Origin of the sequence: Natronosporangium hydrolyticum (assembly GCF_016925615.1) — a bacterium.
GTDB classification, from domain to species: Bacteria; Actinomycetota; Actinomycetes; order Mycobacteriales; family Micromonosporaceae; genus Natronosporangium; species Natronosporangium hydrolyticum.
In genome coordinates this window covers 1,783,624-1,798,558 of sequence record NZ_CP070499.1, presented here as the reverse complement: position 1 = coordinate 1,798,558, position 14,935 = coordinate 1,783,624, and the positions used below count along the sequence as shown (strand labels likewise).

Here is a 14,935-nt window from a genome sequence, read left to right as displayed (position 1 = left end):
GCGGCACGACCGCGCCAGCGGACGGCTGCGGCGAGTTCATCGGCGAAGGTGGTCCTGCCTGATCCGTCCGGGCCGTCGACCGCAGCCAACTATGGTCTTCCTCATGGTTCGCGGCTTTCATCATGTCACGCTTAACGTCAGTGATCTCCAGCGATCGCGCCGATTCTACGAAGCTCTCCCCGGCTTCGTCGTTGACCAGGAAGTTCCTGGAAGGAAGCTACGCTTCCGCATCGGCGACGCGGCCGCCCGGCTGGTCCTTCGCCCGCCACTGCCGGGTACGCCCGAGGGCGATCAGTTCAGCGAGAAACGCATTGGCCTGGATCATGTGGCGATCGGAGTGTCCAGCCGCGAGGAGCTTGAGGCGATCCTGAAGGTACTGAACGACCTCGGCGCTGAGACTGACGGTATCCATCTTGATCGCGCAGGCGAAGCCGCCATGATCACGTTTCGAGATCCAGACCACATCCAATGGGAGTTCTTTGAGGAGCGCTAGCGAACGTCCGTCCCCCGCGACGCTCGGCACGCTGTCGAGCAGTCAGTCAGGGAGAGTCCGCCAGTGTCTTCGCCCATCGGCGGAGTCCAGAGTTCGGACCCAATAGCCGGTCAGCGTCGGCGATTTCGTCGTCGAGCCAGACGAGCCGACGCCCATCGGCCCACTGGGCCAGGAACCTCGTCTTCCAATGCAGTCAATGGCTGCGCGCCGCCCGCATCCCCCGCATGCCCACATAGCACACTTCGCCCCGGACGTTCGATGGCGGGCTGAGCAGCGATTGTCGCTTCGCCCCTCGCGTGAGCGAGCGCGCTGCGGCGCCTGGCCTGCCCGAGGGAAGCCATCGTCATGGGGACGACCACCTCAGTTTGCCGGCTCGGCCGCTAAGAGGGTCAATCTTGGAGAGTTGGTGTTCGCTGCGAACAGCAAATCTCCAAGATTGCTGCCGACGACAGCGCCGGGGCACGTCACGACGCTACGGTAGCGGGCATGCAGATCCCTGGGCTTGGTGCGGTCGTCGAGGATGCTGAGCTGGGCTGGTACCGCAGTGCGCCGTTGCCAGTACCGGTGTTGGGTGGCACACCGCGCCAGATCGTGGTCGACGGCTACGACGACGATCCGGCGCAAGAAGATTTTCACGACGCAATCCGCAGCTTTCTCTCGCTCGGCCGTTCGGCCTTGGACAAGGCCGCGCGGTCGATCTTCGCCTACTATTGCGACGTTATGAGCGACGTCCTGGCGGACGGCGACGATGAGTGGTACGTCCACATCGATGATCCGAGCAGTGTCCTTGAGTACGTCCGGTTCGGCGACGAGCCCATCGTTAGTCGCGATCCGAGTGGCGATCAGCGGGTCTACGTCTCGATCGAGTGTGAGTGTGCCTGGGAGCCGGAGCACGGCCTGCAGATCGTCTTCCGCGATGGTGCTGAAGTGACCAAGGTCGGTCCGTACGATGGCCATCTCACCAATTCGGCCGCCTTCGCCGACGACACGCTCGATGGTGTCGTCTACCGAAGCCGTTGAACCCGGCGGACACATGAGTGAAGAAGCTGTCGGCGGTCGAGTGAATTCGATGAAATGGGGCAGGAATCGGCAGGGGTCCGTAACAAGAAGGCGGGTGGCCGTCGGCGCCAGCTGGGTCCTCGCCCTCTTGGTTGGTGGCGCGGCCTACCAGGCGGCAGAGAATGCGGTGGACGAACGACTGGAAAGGCGTGTCACGACCGGCACGCCTATCGTGGCAGACGCTCTCGCGGTGGAGAAACCTTGGCTTCTAACCACACTCAGGGCCACCTCTATCAGTGCGCAGCGGGCAACCGTAACGTACTCCGTGGATGGTACGGAGTACGTTACGGAGGTGCTGTGGAGCGAAACCGACTCGGTGAGCAGGCTCGCCGTCGGCGATCAAGTGTTGGTGTATGCCGACCCGGAGCAACCGATGCTGGTGGCTACTGACACCGGAGGGGGCAGCGACGGCTTTAGATTGATCGCTCACCATATGGGCGTCGGGCTATGGGGTCTTGTCGCGACGATCGCGTGTCTGCTGGCGCTTCCCGCCTCCAAACCCCGTCGCTCACCACCCGGCACAGCCCTTGAATATCGGGATTCGACACCGTCCATGGTTTCTACCTCTGATGGACTTGGGAAGTCTACGAGCATGCGGCCGTCCTTCGCTGTGGTTCTGCGTGGATATCGACAAGCCGAGGTCGATGCAGCCGTAAGCGAGGCGATCGCGGCTATCACAGCCGAGGATGACACGACCCGCCTGGCGGCCGCAGGGAAGCTGCGGTCGCTCAGTTTTCCGACAGCCCTTCGTGGCTACGATCGCGAGCAGGTGAACACCACGATCGCGCTGCTAATCCAGCAACTCGACTCACCTGCCGGAGCCGGCGGCTCGTAATATTGGGTTCCGGTCGGGTGTACCGGTGCAGTGTCACGAAGCCCGCGCCGAGCAGGTCGGCGTTGAACCGATCGATCTGCCGTACGTTAGCTGGATGGATCTCCTGGTGCTCGGCGGCAGCGGCTTTCTCGGAAGCGAGGTCATCCGGCAAGCCCTGCGCGGCCGGCACCGCGTAGCGGCGACGTTCCACAGCCGTGAGCTACCCATAGCCGACGTGGACTGGCGACACCTCGATCTCTCGGCGAGGGCGGTTGCGGCAGGACGGCCGTCGCCGAGATGAAGCAGTTCGGCAAAGTGATCCAGTGCATCGGGTGGAATCGGAGGAGTAATCTGCTTGAGCCGGGACGTCTGCTGAAGCCAGTATGCCTGTCATGGCCCAGGCGACACTGCGGACTCCGCGGATTCGACTCGTACCGCTATGTGACGACCATCTGGACTATGAGGTCGAGTTGGATGCTGACCCAGAGGTGATGCGCTACCTGGGCCGGCCGCGGGGACGTGCGGAGGTAGAGGAGCTTCATCAACGGCGGCTGGCCGCCGCGACCTCGGTTTGTGGGCTTGGCTTCTGGGCAGGGTTCGTCGACGAGGCCTTCGTCGGCTGGTGGATTCTGGGCCCGCCGCACCGCACCGACCAGGGCCCGCTCGACGGTCAGGCGACGCTGGGTTACCGCCTGCTGCGCCGGTACTGGCGTCAGGGTCTGGCCAGCGAAGGCGCCCGCGAACTGGTCCGGCACGGGTTCGAGGAACTCGAACTGCACCGGATCTTCGCCGAGACAATGGCAGTGAACCAGGCGTCGCGGGCCACGATGGCGTCGGTCGGCTTGCGCCATGTTCGCACCTTTCAGCTGGACTTCGACGACCCGCTGCCCGGGAGCGATCAGGGCGAGGTCGAGTACGCGATCACTCGCGAGCAATGGCTGGCCATCACGCCCAGTTGAGACATTCGAGTCGACGGAGGTGATCGCGGTGGCTGGGTATGGGGCGCGCGTCCTCGACTGCGCATCTGGGACCGGCCAGCTCGCGGTTGGGCTCGCCGGTCTCGGCCTGGACGTGGTCGCGGCGGACGCGAGCCTGGGGATGATCCACCGGACCCGGCAACTCGCAGACGAAGCGGGTGTTCCGCTTCAGACACTGCACGTCAGCTGGGATGAGTTGCCCGACCATCTCGATGCCTCGACCTTTGACGTGGTGTTCTGCGTGGGCAACTCGCTCCATCACGCGCAAGGCTCGACCGGGCGGTTGACCGCGTTGGCCTCGATGTCGCGGCTCCTCAATCGCGGCGGACGCCTCGTGCTGACGTCACGCACGCGGGAGCTCGTGCGCGCTGGCGGCTCCCGGCTCGACATCCGTGATCGAATCATCCGCCGCAACGGCCGCGATGCGGTCGTCATCTACAACTGGCAGATCGAGCAACGCTGGGAGCAGGAGCACTCCTTGGAGATTGCTGTCGCACAGCTCGAGCCGGACGGGTCGCTCCAAACCTGCTCGGAGCGGTTGTCCTGCTGGCCGTTCCGGTACGAGGAACTCGTGGAGCAGTTGCACAGCGTCGGGCTCACGGTCCAGACCACCACTTTCGACCCCGATGCCGAGGGATACATGCTAGTCGCGGGCAGCGAGTAATGCGTGGGCAGGTTGCAACTCGTGTGATCGTGCTGAACGGCGGATCGAGCTCAGGTAGGTCTGGAATTGCCCGGTGCCTGCAGGCCGTACTGCCTGATCCGTGGCTCGCGGTCGGGGTCGACACGTTGCTCGGCTTGATGCCCGTGTCCATGCAGGAAACCGACGCTGGCATCACCTTCGCCGCGGACGGCGGGATCAGCGTCGGGCCGGAGATGTGGTCCACCAGGATGTCGTCTATGTCCTGGAGGTGGACAACCACCTCAGTTCGCCGGCTCGGCCGCGAGGAGAGTCAATCTTGGAGAGTTAGTGTTCGCTGCGAACACTAACTCTCCAAGATCGCCGCTGGGGCGTACGGTGCGCACCTGTAGATCGATGATCAGATGGTGAAACCGCCGTCGACGTTGACGGTCGCGCCGGTGACGTACCGCCCGTCGGGGCTGGCGAGGAAGGCCACAGCGGCGGCGACATCGGCTGGTGCTGCGTGCGGTGAACCCGTTGATCGTGTCTGCGTTGGGACCGTCGGCCGGGTTCAGTTCGGTGTCGGTCGCGCCCGGGTTCACCAGGTTCACTGCGATGGCCCGGGACCTAGTTCGCGTCCGAGTGCCTTGGTCAGGCCGATCAGAAACTGGGTGAGGGCCGCGCCGGCGACCTGCGGGGCTTCGCACCCGTCTCCGCCGCCTGCGAGGCCCTGACGAGCCCGGGCTACCCGTCAGGATGACGGCGATACGGCGTCACCAGGGGATGACGCCGTCGTCGTTGACGAATGAGCCGGTCGGGCCACCGTCGGGCAGCGTGGCGAGCCGGATCGCGGTCGCCGCGGCCTCCTGCGGTGGGCGCCCGTAGAAGCCGGTGAAGTCGGTCGCGACCAGGCCCGGGCAGGCGGCGTTGATGAGGATGTTGGTGCCGGCGAACTGTCGCGCGTAGTGCACGGTGACGGCGTTGAGGTAGGACTTGGTCGGCGAGTAGGCCGCCATGATCGGTCCGACCTCGATCTCCGGGTCGCTCTGCCAGGTCATCGACCCGACGCTGCTGGAGATGTTGACGATGCGGGGAGAGTCGGAGCGCCGCAGCAGCGGTAGCATCGCGTTGGTCACCCGGATCACGCCGTAGACGTTGGTGTCCACGACGGCGCGGACGACATCGAGGTCGAGGGTGGTCGGGTCCTGCCCCCACCCCGGTCCGGTCTCACCGGCGATGCCAGCGTTGTTGACCAGGACGTCCAGCCCGCCGCCCCGGTGTTCGATCAGGCGCGCGGCCTCGGTGACGCTGTGGTCGCTGGTGACGTCGAGCGGCACCGCGTACGCGTCCACTCCGGCGTCGGCCAGCGTCTTGACGGCCGTCTCTCCCCTGGCCTGGTCGCGGGCGCCCACCGCCACCCGGTAGCCCCGGGCGCCGAGCCCTGCCGCGATCTCAAATCCGAGTCCCTTGTTCGCGCCGGTCACCAGCGCGGTCTTTGTGTCGGTCATGACTGCGATGGTGGCGCGGCGGTGGGTGACCTCGTTACACCAGGTTGGTGCGCTGTCATACCCGGCCGGTATCACCGCAGTATCGTGGTCTGGTGGACACGCTAGAGACCCGCGAGCTGAGATACTTCGTCACGGTCGCCGAGGAACTGCACTTCAGCCGGGCGGCCGAGCGGCTCGGCATCGCCCAGCCGCCGCTGTCCCGGGCGATCCAGCAGCTCGAACGGCGCCTCGGGGTCACCCTTTTCGACCGTAGCCGCCGAGGGGTCGCCCTCACCGGCGCGGGCAAGACGCTGCTCGACGAGGCGCGTGACATCCTCGACGCGGCCGCCGCAGCCACCCGACGTACCCGCCGCGCCGCGTCGGCCGGGAATCGGCTGGTGCTGGTGACGAAGGCCGGTGCGGGTCACGACCTGTTGCGGAAGCTGCTCGACGCACACGCCGCCGCCCCGGACGCTGCCGAGATCGAGGTCGTGCTGTGCCGCATGGGAGAGCAGGGGCCGATGTTGCGCGACGGCCGCGCCGACGTGGCGCTCATGCAGCGGCCCTTCGACGCTCTCGCCGACTTCGACACCGAAGACTTGCTGACCGAACAGCAGATCGCCATCCTGCCCGCCGGGCATCCGCTCGCCGCGCGGACGTCGCTGACCATGGCCGAGATCAGCGACGTGCCGGATCTGCCGGTGGCCCGCTGGCCCCGGCAGGACGGCACCTATGAACCCGGCCCGGGTCCCGAGATCCACGACCAGTCGCAACTGGCCCAGCTGATCGCCCTCGGGCACACCATGGCCGTCCTCTGCGCCTCCTCCCGGGCCTGGTTGTGGAACGCACACACCGCCGTACCGCTGACCGACGCACCGCACGTCACGACCGTGCTCGCCTGGCTACCGCACAGCCGCTCCCGGGCCATCGCCGGTCTGGTCCGCACCGCGACCGCCCTGTGATGAGGGCCTATCGCACCGCTTACCGGGTTAGCAGCGGCAGCAGCACGTCGATGGCGCGGTCGAGGTCGGCGTCGGTCACGTCGAGGTGGGTGACGAGCCGGCCGAACCGCGGACCCAACACGGAGACGAGCACCCCCTGCTCCCGGGCCGCCGCCCCCAACGACGGGCCGTCGAGCGGCGCCTTGGTCAGGTCCAGCGCCACGATGTTAGTGCGCACCGCCGCCGGATCCACCACCCCGCTGGGGGCCAGCGCCGCCGCCAGCCGGGCTGCCCGGTCATGGTCGTCGGCGAGCCGGGCGACGTGGTGCTCCAATGCGTACTGCCCGGCGGCGGCCAGCACCCCCGCCTGGCGCATCGCCCCGCCCATCCGGGCCCGTATCGTGCGGGCCCGGGCGATCCGCTCCGCTGAGGAGATCACCAACGACCCGACCGGCGCCCCCAGCCCTTTGGACAGGCACACCGAGAGGGTGTCGAACTGCTGCCCGTAATCCGCCAGCGGCACCCCGTCGGCGATGTGCGCGTGCCAGATCCGGGCGCCGTCGCAGTGCAGGCCGACGCCGTGCTCCTCGGTGACCACCCGCAGCGCCCGCAGGGTGTCGAACGGGATGACGGTGCCGCCGGACCGGTTGTGGGTCTGCTCCACCGCGATCGCGGCGGTCGGCACCGCGTGGAAACCGTCGGGCCGGATCATGCCCGCCACCGCCGCCACGTCGATCGCGGCCCCGGCCGGCTGCCAGGTGCGGGTGGAGATCCCACCGTGCACCGCGGCGGCGCCGCCCTCGTAGGTGACCACGTGGGCGTCGGCGTCGCAGAGCAGCTCCTGCCCCGGCGAGACCAACAGCTGCAGCGCGATCTGGTTCGCCATCACCCCGCTAGGGGTGAACAGCGCCGCCTCCTGGCCGAACCGGATCGCCGCCGCCGCCTCCAGCGCGCCAAGGGACGGGTCTTCGCCGTAGACGTCGTCGCCGACCTCGGCCTGCGCCATCGCCTCACGCATCGCCGGGGTCGGCCGGGTCACGGTGTCGCTGCGCAGATCCACGGGTCGACTCACCCCGCCATGGTACGGGCGGGGCGGGCCGCCCTAGTCGCCGACGGTCAGCCGCAGCTCGGTGCCGGCCTGCTCGGCCACCTGGAGGGTCCGCAGCCGCAGCAGCGCCGGGTGCTGCTCCAGCAGCTTGGCGGAGTTCGCCATCGACCGCAGTGCCGCCGTCTCCGCCCGGGCCCGTTCCAGCTCCGCCCGACCCTGCTCGCGGGCGAGCACCGTCTGCGCGTACGCACGGCGCAGCTCACCAGGGAGCATCACGTCACGGAGGCTGACCTGGTCGACCGTCAACCCCACCCGCTCCCCCGCCGCCGCCACCTCCGGCACCAGCTGCGGGCCGAGGCTTGCCCGGGCCGCCAGCAGCGCCTCCAGGGTCAGCTCAGTGACCGCGGCGCGCACGGAGTGCTGGGCGGCGGTGTAGACCTCGTCGGTCGGCTGCTGGCTGACGGTCAGGTGGGTGACCGGGTCACTGACCGCGATCCGGAGCACCACGGTCACCCGTACCGCGACCCCGTCCGCGGTGAGCACCTCCTGCCCGGATACGGTCAGCAGCTGCGATCGGAGGTCAACCGGCAGGATCTCGGTGCGGGGCGGCCGGTAGCGGTACCGGCCCGGCGCCAGGACCTCGCGGGCCTCGCCGTCGACCAGCCGAACCGCGCGCTGGTACTGCCGGACGATGATGGTCGCCATGGTCTCCCTTCCGGAGGAGTGAATCCGGGACCCGTGCCGCCGTCGGCCCCGGCCGGCCGGCGGGGGCGTCCACCCCGAGAGGTGAGCCCGCAGAGCCAGCCGACCGGTCGCCCGAGGGCGGCCGGTGGCGGCACGGGGCCCGGTCTGGATTTGAACCAGGAGCGCCGGAGCGCCCGTGCCACAAAACTCGGATGCGCCACGGAACACGAGCCGGCGATGCCGGTGTGCCGTTAGTCGGCGGCACCCAAGGATGGCCACTCTAGACAAGACCGGCAACCGCGCGCACCCGGATTCTCCTCGGGTGGCCGCGCCCGGGTGGCCGCGCCCGGGTGGCCGCGCCCGGCTAGCCGCGCCCGGCTAGCCGCGCAGCATCTCGGCGACCAGGAACGCCAGCTCCAGCGACTGCTGGGTGTTCAGGCGAGGGTCGCAGGCGGTCTCGTAGCGGTCCGGCAGGTCGGTGTCCTCGATCGACTGGGCGCCGCCCAGGCACTCGGTGACCGGCTCCCCGGTGAGCTCCACATGCAGCCCACCCGGGTGGGTGCCCAGCTCCCGGTGCACCTCGAAGTAGCCCAGCACCTCGTCGACGATCCGGTCGAAGTGGCGGGTCTTGAACCCGTTGGAGGTCTCGAAGGTGTTGCCGTGCATCGGGTCGCACTGCCACACCACCTGGTGGCCGGCGGCGGTGACCTTCTGCACGATCGGTGGCAGCGCCTCCCGGACCCGCTGGTTACCCATCCGGGCCACCAAGGTCAACCGACCGGGGATGTTTTCCGGGTTGAGCTTCTCGCACAGCTCCACCGCCTGCTCCGGCGTGCAGCCGGGGCCGATCTTCACCCCGATCGGGTTGGCGATCCGGGAGATGAAGTCGACGTGGGCGCCGTCGATCTGCCGGGTCCGCTCCCCCACCCACAGGAAGTGTCCGGAGAGCCCGTACGCCCGGCCGCTGGCGGCGACCCGGGTCAGCGCCCGGTCGTACTCCAGGGCGAGCGCCTCGTGGGAGCAGAAGATCGTGACCGTCCGCAGCGCCTCGTCGTCGGTGAGGCCGCAGGCCTGGATGAACGCCAGCGCCCGGTCGATCTCCCGGGCGATCGCCTCGTAGCGCTCGCCGGCGGGCGAATCCCGCACGAAGCCCTTATTCCAGGTGTGCACGGCGTGCAGGTCGGCGAGGCCGCCGGCGAGGTAGGCGCGGAGCATGTTCATTGCGCTGGAGGCGTTCGCGTACGCCCGGACCATCCGTTGCGGATCGGCGACCCGGGCCTCCGCGGTCGGCTCCAAAGAGTTGATCATGTCACCGCGGTAGACCGGCAGGCCCAGCGCGTCGGTCGGATTCGACCGGGGCTTGGTGTACTGGCCGGCGACCCGGGAGACCTTCACCACCGGCAGCGAGGCGCCATAGGTCAGCACCACCGCCATCTGCAGCAGCGTGCGGGCGTTGGCGAGCAGATGGGGCTCGGTGTTGTCGGCGAAGGTCTCGGCGCAGTCGCCGCCCTGCAGCAGGAACGCCTCCCCGGCGCAGACCATCGCCAGCCGCTCCCGGAGCTGGTCGACCTCGTACGGCGCGACCACCGAGGGGACGGTGTCGAGGACCCGGCAGACATCGGCGACGGCGGCCTGGTCGGGCCACGGTGGGGTCTGCGCCCGGGGTAGCTCCCGCCAGGTGTCCAGGCCCAGCGCCTTGGCTTCGGTCGGGTCGGTCGCGGGGCGGGCGACCGCGAAGACCGGGGACTCGACCCCCGGGTGAGAGAACTCATGCCACTGGCGGCTCATGACTGACAAGCCTACGGCGAGTCACTGGCTCCGCCATCACCGAGCCCACCCTGTTCCGCCTACTGGGCGATGATCACCGGAGACCACCACCGGAGGGTACGGGCCCGGCCCCGTACCCTCCGGTGACATGACCGATGACCGAGGGCGGCCACCGGTATCGCCGGCGGCCGGTGCCGCGCTGCGTTTCTTCTGGGGCCCGATGGACTGCGGCAAGTCGACGCTGGCGCTGCAGCTGGACTACAACCACGCCCGGCAGGGCCGGCGAGGGCTGGTGCTGAGCACCTTCGACCGGGCCGGCCCGGCTCAGTTGTCGAGCCGGATCGGGCTCAGCCGCGAAGCGGTCGAGGTCACCGCGGAGCTGGACCTGCGGGAGCTGGTCGCCGGGCAGCCGGCCCCGGTGCACTACCTGATCTGCGACGAGGCGTCGTTCTACACCGTGGCGCAGGTCGAGCAGCTGGCCCAGCTGGTGGACGAGGCGGAGATCGATGTCTACGCGTTCGGGCTCGCCACCGACTTCCGGGCCCGGATGTTCCCGGGAGCGCAGCGGCTCTTCGAGCTCGCGGACGAGGTTTCGCGGCTGCAGGTCGAGGTGTGGTGCTGGTGCGGCCGGCGAGGACTACACAACGCCCGGATCGTCGACGGCGTGGTCGCCCGGGAGGGGGCCCAGGTGGTGATCGGCGACACCGACGGCGACGGAGTTCGCTACCAGGTGCTGTGCCGGCGCCACCATCAGCGGGGGCAGCTCGGGCCCGCAGGGTAGTCTCGCCGCCATGACTACCGTCTTCGACGTAGAAATCGACGCACTCACCGGCGGGTCGGCCGAGCTGTCACAGTATCGGGGCCGGGCACTGTTGGTGGTCAACGTCGCCTCCGAGTGCGGCCTCACCAACCAGTACGCCGGGTTGCAGGCGCTCTGGCAGGCCTACGCCAGCCGGGGGTTGGTGGTGCTAGGAGTGCCCTGTAACCAGTTCGGCGGCCAAGAGCCGGGCAGCGCGGCCGACATCGCCGAGTTCTGTGAGCGGAACTACGGCGTCAGCTTCCCCATGACCGCGAAGGTGGAGGTCAACGGGGCTGGCCGGCATCCGCTCTATCAGCAGCTGGTGACCACCGCCGACGCGGCGGGCCACACCGGTGATATCCGGTGGAACTTTGAGAAGTTCCTGGTGGCGCCGGACGGTTCAGTGGCCGGCAGGTTCGACCCGGGCACCGAGCCGGACGCCCCGGAGCTGGTCGCCGCGATCGAGAAGGTGCTACCGAACTGACCTCGGGTTTGGCCCGGCCGATCACGCTCGTGGTCGGCCGGGTCGTTAGCTCTTGGTGGCGGCGGCGAGTTCCCGGGCCCGGTCCCGGGCGGCCTCCAGCGCCGCGATCAGCGCCGCCCGCACCGCGTGCCGTTCCAGCTCCCGGATCGCCGAGATGGTGGTCCCGGCCGGCGAGGTGACCGCCTCCCGCAGCCGCACCGGATGCTCGCCGGAGTCGCGCAACATCACCGCCGAACCGACCGCGGTCTGCACGATCAGGTCGTGCGCGACCTGCCGCGGCAGGCCCAGCAGGATCCCGGCGTCGGTCATCGCCTCCACCAGGTAGTAGAAGTACGCCGGGCCGGAGCCGGAGAGCGCAGTCACGGCATCCAACTGGCTCTCGGGCAGTCGGATCGTCCGGCCCAGCGGGGTGAACATCTCCTCGGCGATGGCCAACTGCTCGCCGGTGGCGTGCGGACCGGCCGCGATCGCGGTCATCGCCGCGTCCACCACCGCCGGAGTGTTGGTCATCACCCGGACCACCGGTGTGCCGGGGGCGAGCCGCTCCCCAAAGAAGCTGGTGGGCAGCCCGGCGCAGAGCGAGAGCACCAGCTTCTCTGGCGGCACCTGCGGCCCGAGCTCGGCCAGCAACGCCGGAGCGTCCTGCGGCTTCACCGCGATCGCCAACACCGCCGCCTCGGTCACGGCGGTGGGGTTGTCCACCATCCGGATGCCGTACCGCTCGGCCAGCTCGGCAGCTCGTTCCGGGCGCCGGGTGGTGCCCAGCAGCCGGTCCGGTGGCCAACCGGCCCGCAACAAACCGGCGAGCACCAACTCACCGATCTTGCCGGCTCCGATCACCGCGACCGTGTGCACCCCCGGCGCCATTACCCACTCCTTCAGGTCGGGTCAGCTACTCAGCCGAAGAAGACCTCGGCCTCGGCGTACCGCTCGATCGGAACCGTCTTCAGCTCGGCGGTCGCCTCCGACAGCGGCGCCCGGACGATGTCGGTGCCGCGTAGCGCCACCATCTTGCCCCAGTCGCCGTCGTGGACGGCGTCGATCGCCTGCAGCCCGAACCGGGTAGCGAGCACCCGGTCGAAGGCGGTGGGCGTGCCGCCGCGCTGGATGTGCCCGAGCACCACGGTTCGCGACTCCTTGCCGGTGCGCTCCTCGACCTGCTCGGCCAGCCACTGGCCGATCCCGCCGAGCCGGACGTGCCCGAACGCGTCCCGCTCCTGGTTCTGCAGCACCATCTGGCCGGTCAGCGGGGTGGCGCCCTCGGCGACCACCACGATCGGCGAATATTCGGTCTCGAACCGCTTCTCGACGTACGCGGCGACCTTCTCCACGTCGAACTGCCGCTCCGGCAGCAGGATCACGTTGGCGCCGCCGGCCATGCCGGCGTGTAGGGCGATCCAGCCCGCGTGCCGGCCCATCAGCTCGACCACCAGGCAGCGGTGGTGGCTCTCCGCGGTGGTGTGGAGCCGGTCGATCGCCTCCATGGCGATGTTGACGGCGGTGTCGAACCCGAAGGTGTAATCGGTCGCGTTCAAGTCGTTGTCGATGGTCTTCGGCACCCCGACCACCTGCACGCCCTGGTCGTAGAGCTTGGCCGCAACCCCGAGGGTGTCCTCGCCGCCGATCGCGACCAGCGCGTCCACACCCTGCTCGGCGAGGTTGGCGGTGATCTTCTCGACACCGCCCTCGATCTTGAAGGGGTTGGTCCGCGAGGAGCCGAGGATGGTGCCTCCCCGCGGCAGGATCCCGCGTACCGAGCTGACATCCAACGGCCGGGTCAGGTTGTCCAGCGGACCCCGCCAACCGTTGCGGTAACCCACGAACTCGTGGCCGTACTCGGTGATCCCCTTTCGGACCACCGCCCGGATCACCGCGTTGAGGCCAGGGCAGTCACCGCCGCCGGTGAGCACGCCGATTCGCATGACGCTCGTCCTTCCCACAGGGTTGTCGAAGCTCAGCGGCCCGGCGCTGCGCGGGCGCTGAGATCAGGCCTTACATGTCGGCCCCGGCTGGCGACGGCCTCATTGCCGGCCCGGGGCGGGCCGTACTCGTCACCTTATCGCCACTGGCCTGGTCCGGGTTCGCGCGCCCCGGTCATGGCGCGCCAGCGCGCCAGATTGTGCCGGGCGTCCACCAGCGCGTCGTGGCGCCCCGCCTCGGGCGCGGGCAGCTTCGGCCGTTTCAGGTCGTCCCAGAGTTGGCGGAGGTCCTTGGTAAACCGGGGAATCTCCCGCGGCAGCTGTGGCATGGCCCCCCACAGTTGCGCCAGCACGACGTGGTCGTACGCCGCGTACCAGGCCCACAGCTCCAGCTCCTCGCCCGAGTCGCGGACCGGCTCGGTGAGGAACTCCCACAGTTGATCGCGGATCTCGCGCCGGGAGCGCCAGGCGCGGTCGGCGGGTGATGGCAGCTTCGCGAGCACATTGCGGCGCACCCAGGGCACCGCCGCGGCGGCGTCGAACTCGGTGGAGACCGCATAGAACTCCCGGCCGAACTCGTCCACCACTCCGATCGAGACCAGGTCGACCACGCGCCCGTCCTCGATGAACTCACAATCGTAGAAATACCGGTAAACCATCCGGACCATCATCACCCATCGGCGCCACCGCGGGCGAATCGCGGCGCCCGGTAGCGCGTCGTAGCGGACCGGGCCAGCCAGCCTTGGCAGCGAACTACTACCCTCGCCGCATGACTCGTGACACCCGGTCGCCCCGTCGGCCGCAACCCAGGAGCGCCGGAGCCCGCTCCGTGGCCGGACCCCGACTCTGGGAGGATAGACAGTCGTGGAGGTAAATTTCTCGCCAGATGGCGGCGGCGACGCGCTCGCCGGGGTGGAGATGTTCGCCGGCCTCAGCCCGGAGGCCCGGCAGCGGGTGATCGCCGCCGCGGTCCCCCGCACCTATCGCAAGGGCCAGGTGCTGTTCCATCAGGACGATCCGGGCGACTCGCTGGTGGTGCTCCGGCGCGGCGCGGTTGCCGTCTATCTGATCGCGCCGACCAACGAGCGTGCCCTGCTGTCGGTGGTACGCCCTCCGGATGTGCTCGGCGAGGTGTCGTTGCTGGACGGCTCGCCCCGCTCCGCCTCGGCCGAGGCGATCGAGGACTGCGCTGCGCTGGCGTTGTCCCGCGCCGCCTTCCTCGACCTGGTCCACTCCCATCCGGTGATCCTGGACGCGGTAATGCGCGCCCTCGGCGGGCTGATCCGCCGGCTCACCGAACAGAACGCGGACCATGTCTTCCTCGACCTGCCCGGCCGGGTGGCCAAAGCGCTGGTACGGCTGGCCGGTGACAGCCAGGCGGCGATGGTCACCATCGAACTCAACCAGAGCCAGCTCGCTGAGATGGCCGGCGGTTCGCGCCAGAGCGTGAACCAGGCGATCGGCTCGTTCTCAGCCCGTGGCTGGCTGCGCACCGAAGGCCGCCGGATCATCGTCACCGACCTACCGGCGTTGCGCCGGCGCGCGGGTATGACCGCTTGACCACCCGGGCCGGGGCATCGGTCTAGGCGTTCGACCCGCCGCCGTCAGGGCCGGCCCAGCCGGAGGTGTCCGGCCGCGGGTCACCGCTGCCGGGCTCGGTGACCGTGCCGTTGGCCTGCAACGACGCCAGCGTCCCGGCGTCGACGTCCACCATCGCCCCCGCGTCGTGCGTCGTCCCTGCCGAGTCCGTCCACGAACGCTCAAGCTTCACGTAAACCATACTTTCTCCGCTCCGTGTAATAGATGGTCAGCGGCCGGACGATGACCGACCCCCGCGCCAA

19 protein-coding genes and 1 pseudogene are annotated in these 14,935 nt (G+C 69.1%); 11 read left to right on the top strand and 9 right to left on the bottom strand.

Features of this window, described 5'->3' with window-relative positions; translation table 11 throughout:
* Positions 1–103: 103 nt before the first annotated feature.
* The 7 genes from JQS43_RS08120 (at position 104) to JQS43_RS26260 (ending at position 4,333) form a co-directional block, all read left to right on the top strand.
* Positions 104–493: a VOC family protein gene (locus JQS43_RS08120; protein WP_239678444.1), complete on the top strand. Its 390-nt coding sequence runs from the start codon at positions 104–106 to the stop codon at positions 491–493.
* A 486-nt stretch (positions 494–979) separates the two neighbouring features.
* Positions 980–1,513, top strand: coding sequence for a DUF6985 domain-containing protein (locus JQS43_RS08115; RefSeq protein WP_239678443.1), 534 nt, complete (start codon positions 980–982; stop codon positions 1,511–1,513).
* 94 nt (positions 1,514–1,607) lie between these two features.
* Positions 1,608–2,387 (top strand): DUF3592 domain-containing protein, encoded by a 780-nt coding sequence (locus tag JQS43_RS08110; RefSeq protein WP_239678442.1) that lies wholly within the window; start codon positions 1,608–1,610, stop codon positions 2,385–2,387.
* Positions 2,388–2,481: 94 nt separating this feature from the next.
* Positions 2,482–2,667, top strand: coding sequence for a hypothetical protein (locus JQS43_RS08105; protein ID WP_420847665.1), 186 nt, complete (start codon positions 2,482–2,484; stop codon positions 2,665–2,667).
* Positions 2,668–2,749: 82 nt separating this feature from the next.
* On the top strand, positions 2,750–3,325 hold the full coding sequence (locus JQS43_RS08100) for a GNAT family N-acetyltransferase (protein WP_239678441.1): 576 nt from the start codon (positions 2,750–2,752) through the stop codon (positions 3,323–3,325).
* Positions 3,326–3,344: 19 nt separating this feature from the next.
* On the top strand, positions 3,345–4,007 hold the full coding sequence (locus tag JQS43_RS08095) for a class I SAM-dependent methyltransferase (RefSeq protein ID WP_239678440.1): 663 nt from the start codon (positions 3,345–3,347) through the stop codon (positions 4,005–4,007).
* Positions 4,007–4,333 carry a phosphotransferase-like protein gene (locus tag JQS43_RS26260; protein ID WP_420847664.1) on the top strand — a complete coding sequence of 109 codons (327 nt, stop codon included), beginning with the start codon at positions 4,007–4,009 and terminating at the stop codon, positions 4,331–4,333. The genes JQS43_RS08095 and JQS43_RS26260 overlap by 1 nt, the downstream gene beginning before the upstream one ends.
* Positions 4,334–4,383: 50 nt before the next feature.
* Here the strand turns inward: JQS43_RS26260 and JQS43_RS08090 are convergent.
* Both JQS43_RS08090 and JQS43_RS08085 read right to left on the bottom strand, forming a co-directional pair.
* Positions 4,384–4,629, bottom strand: a pseudogene (locus JQS43_RS08090) (SDR family oxidoreductase); the annotation flags it as partial.
* A 109-nt stretch (positions 4,630–4,738) separates the two neighbouring features.
* A complete protein-coding gene (locus tag JQS43_RS08085; RefSeq protein WP_239678439.1) occupies positions 4,739–5,473 on the bottom strand; it encodes an SDR family oxidoreductase in 735 nt (244 codons plus the stop codon).
* 89 nt (positions 5,474–5,562) lie between these two features.
* On the opposite strand from JQS43_RS08085, the gene JQS43_RS08080 reads away from it, so the two are divergent.
* Complete coding sequence (locus tag JQS43_RS08080; RefSeq protein ID WP_239679359.1) at positions 5,563–6,414, top strand: LysR family transcriptional regulator; 852 nt, start codon at positions 5,563–5,565, stop codon at positions 6,412–6,414.
* 19 nt (positions 6,415–6,433) lie between these two features.
* Here JQS43_RS08080 and JQS43_RS08075 read toward each other — a convergent pair whose 3' ends face one another.
* The 3 genes from JQS43_RS08075 to JQS43_RS08065 all read right to left on the bottom strand — a co-directional run bounded on the left by JQS43_RS08075 (position 6,434) and on the right by JQS43_RS08065 (position 9,913).
* Entirely contained in the window at positions 6,434–7,465 is a 1,032-nt protein-coding gene (locus JQS43_RS08075) for a threonine aldolase family protein (RefSeq protein WP_275581051.1), read from the bottom strand.
* Positions 7,466–7,495: 30 nt separating this feature from the next.
* Positions 7,496–8,146 (bottom strand): slipin family protein, encoded by a 651-nt coding sequence (locus JQS43_RS08070; RefSeq protein WP_239678438.1) that lies wholly within the window; start codon positions 8,144–8,146, stop codon positions 7,496–7,498.
* A gap of 357 nt (positions 8,147–8,503) precedes the next feature.
* On the bottom strand, positions 8,504–9,913 hold the full coding sequence (locus tag JQS43_RS08065) for a class II 3-deoxy-7-phosphoheptulonate synthase (protein ID WP_239678437.1): 1,410 nt from the start codon (positions 9,911–9,913) through the stop codon (positions 8,504–8,506).
* Between the two features lie 127 nt (positions 9,914–10,040).
* Between JQS43_RS08065 and JQS43_RS08060 the strand changes: the two genes are divergently transcribed.
* Positions 10,041–10,673, top strand: a complete 633-nt coding sequence (locus JQS43_RS08060; protein WP_239678436.1) for a thymidine kinase — start codon at positions 10,041–10,043, stop codon at positions 10,671–10,673.
* A gap of 10 nt (positions 10,674–10,683) precedes the next feature.
* Positions 10,684–11,175, top strand: coding sequence for a glutathione peroxidase (locus JQS43_RS08055; RefSeq protein ID WP_239678435.1), 492 nt, complete (start codon positions 10,684–10,686; stop codon positions 11,173–11,175).
* A gap of 45 nt (positions 11,176–11,220) precedes the next feature.
* Here JQS43_RS08055 and proC read toward each other — a convergent pair whose 3' ends face one another.
* The 3 genes from proC to JQS43_RS08040 form a co-directional block, all read right to left on the bottom strand.
* A complete protein-coding gene (proC, locus tag JQS43_RS08050) occupies positions 11,221–12,042 on the bottom strand; it encodes a pyrroline-5-carboxylate reductase (RefSeq protein WP_239678434.1) in 822 nt (273 codons plus the stop codon).
* Positions 12,043–12,071: 29 nt separating this feature from the next.
* Positions 12,072–13,097 (bottom strand): 6-phosphofructokinase, encoded by a 1,026-nt coding sequence (locus JQS43_RS08045; protein ID WP_239678433.1) that lies wholly within the window; start codon positions 13,095–13,097, stop codon positions 12,072–12,074.
* 134 nt (positions 13,098–13,231) lie between these two features.
* Positions 13,232–13,753: a polyadenylate-specific 3'-exoribonuclease AS gene (locus tag JQS43_RS08040; RefSeq protein WP_239678432.1), complete on the bottom strand. Its 522-nt coding sequence runs from the start codon at positions 13,751–13,753 to the stop codon at positions 13,232–13,234.
* 259 nt (positions 13,754–14,012) lie between these two features.
* Here JQS43_RS08040 and JQS43_RS08035 point away from each other — a divergent pair, with 259 nt between their 5' ends.
* Positions 14,013–14,654 carry a Crp/Fnr family transcriptional regulator gene (locus JQS43_RS08035; RefSeq protein WP_239679357.1) on the top strand — a complete coding sequence of 214 codons (642 nt, stop codon included), beginning with the start codon at positions 14,013–14,015 and terminating at the stop codon, positions 14,652–14,654.
* Positions 14,655–14,676: 22 nt separating this feature from the next.
* Here the strand turns inward: JQS43_RS08035 and JQS43_RS08030 are convergent, their stop codons facing one another.
* Positions 14,677–14,874: a hypothetical protein gene (locus tag JQS43_RS08030; protein ID WP_239678431.1), complete on the bottom strand. Its 198-nt coding sequence runs from the start codon at positions 14,872–14,874 to the stop codon at positions 14,677–14,679.
* Between the last annotated feature and the right edge of the window lie 61 nt (positions 14,875–14,935).